General features: G+C 58.8%; 2 protein-coding genes. Both read right to left on the bottom strand.

What is annotated here, in order from left to right; genetic code table 11:
- Positions 1-133 precede the first annotated feature (133 nt).
- Positions 134-1,186 (bottom strand): glycosyltransferase family 4 protein, encoded by a 1,053-nt coding sequence (locus GY725_20795; protein ID MCP4006625.1) that lies wholly within the window; start codon positions 1,184-1,186, stop codon positions 134-136.
- 465 nt (positions 1,187-1,651) lie between these two features.
- The coding region (locus tag GY725_20790) for a transposase domain-containing protein (protein ID MCP4006624.1) at positions 1,652-1,762 on the bottom strand (111 nt) is incomplete at its 5' end.

Below are 1,762 nucleotides of genomic sequence, written 5' to 3'. Positions count from 1 at the left end.
CCCGCCGCTCCGAAGTCCCTTTGCAGCTGCTCGGCTGCCCGCGTCCGTTCGAGAGCCCCCAGATTCCCCGACTGCCGGCTCTCAACAGCCGAAAATGGATGGTCTTATTAGGGAGACAGGGGTGCTATACTTCCTATACGCCCTGGTTTGTCGAGACTCGGACTATCTCGTCGTAGACCTCGCGACAACGAGAGATCATCGCTTCCGTCGTATAGCCCAGAGAGAGAACACTCATTGCGAGTTCTCGCCTTTCGCTATCGTCAAGGGGCGTGGTGTCTTCGATAATGCGCACGAATTCCCCGACGATTTGATTTACTTCCTTTCGCTCCAGGCTGAGTTCGCACCGATTCATGTTTTCAAGTTTCGGAGGCAGAGCCACCAGCTTCATGGCCTCGAGCGAATCCATCTCCGCCACAAAAGGACTCGAGTTGGCTGCGACGACAGAAACCCCGCTCTGCAGAGCCTCCAGAACCACCATAGAAAACGCTTCTCGAAGAGATGTTGCCACCAGGACATCCAAGTACTTCGTCGGGTGCTTTCCCCTCAGCGGATCTCGGTCATCGCACACGACGCGCGCTCGTTCTTTGCCGTTGAAGCGATTTCTGGCCAGCGCCTCATTCGACTCGGGGCAATAGATCAGCAGGTTGCAAAGCTTGGGAAGGCGGAGAAGCAGTTCTTCGAGGACTTGCAGCCCCTTCGAGTTCTGCAGCCGCCCGACGTAGCCCAAGAGCTTCACATTCGCCGGAATGCGATGTGCAGCCCGATATGCGTACCGTTCCTTTCGGGAAGCCGGAGAGAACACCTCTCTGCTCGCGCCATTACAGGCCCGGTACACCTGAGACCCCGGGATTTCCTTCTCAAGTTCGTGTTTCAGCTCGTCGGTGGGAACAATGACGGCATCGACGAGACCTAACGTCTCGCGCGCCCTATCCTGCTCGTCGGGAAGCTGGTACGACCATGGCAGCTGGAAGTGTGCGACCACAGGAGTCGCTTTGAATCGCTTGACGCACTTCAGTATGTCGGCGTCCTCTGGGTCGAAGCACACCAGCAGTTCGGGGTCTTCGTATTCTCGGCCTGGATCGGGGTCAATGTGTGTGAGGGATAGTTCACGGGCGATGAGGCTGGACCGGAAATCTTGTCCCAACACGCTGTGCTGCCGGGGTCGAATCAAGAAGCGCTTGTTCATGGCGGCCCCCCACCGGAAGTCATTCTCTCAGGTTTCAATCGGTCCGAAAATCCCCAGGCAGGTCACAGCGTCTAGACCGAACTAAACCGTCCGTGAGTTTAGGGTAGAACTCCTAACGCAGTCCAATCGTAGCGCGGGCCGAAGACAGAGTACGGGTTCGTACCAAGACCAGCCGGAACCTCGATCTCGGGAGTGGCACCCCGCGCTACTGCAATCGATGCAGACCCAGACCCGACGCTGACATTGCCGTTGCACTCGATGCGCTCGGCGAGGCGCGGAAGAATGGAACCGACTCGGCGCATGGCGGGCACGCGGCGAAGCTGCGCGGCGAACGGAATCTCTAGGCACAGGAGGAGATTGAGGCTTGGAACCTGAAGAATCCGGGCCAATCGGACCCCGAAGTGTTCAGGCGCGAGATCCTGCCGGGCCGAAAGACCGTAAGCGGTGGACGAACCGCATCCTCGGTCAGTCCGGGTTGAGCGCGGCCCGATCGAGATTCTGCGGGAGCAGAGCATCGAGTTGATCCAGCGAGGTGAGCGTCGGCAGCACCTCGAACAGGTGCGCCAGGTAACGGCT

The sequence above is a fragment of the bacterium genome (genome assembly GCA_024226335.1).
Taxonomy (GTDB): domain Bacteria; phylum Myxococcota_A; class UBA9160; order SZUA-336; family SZUA-336; genus JAAELY01.
The sequence above is the reverse complement of the archived record's forward strand: the minus strand, read 5'-3'. Positions and strand labels throughout refer to the sequence as shown.

Bases quoted from the DNA above. Each gene is read 5' to 3' on its own strand.
- GY725_20795 (MCP4006625.1), bottom strand. From the start codon at position 1,186: ATGAACAAGCGCTTCTTGATTCGACCCCGGCAGCACAGCGTGTTGGGA.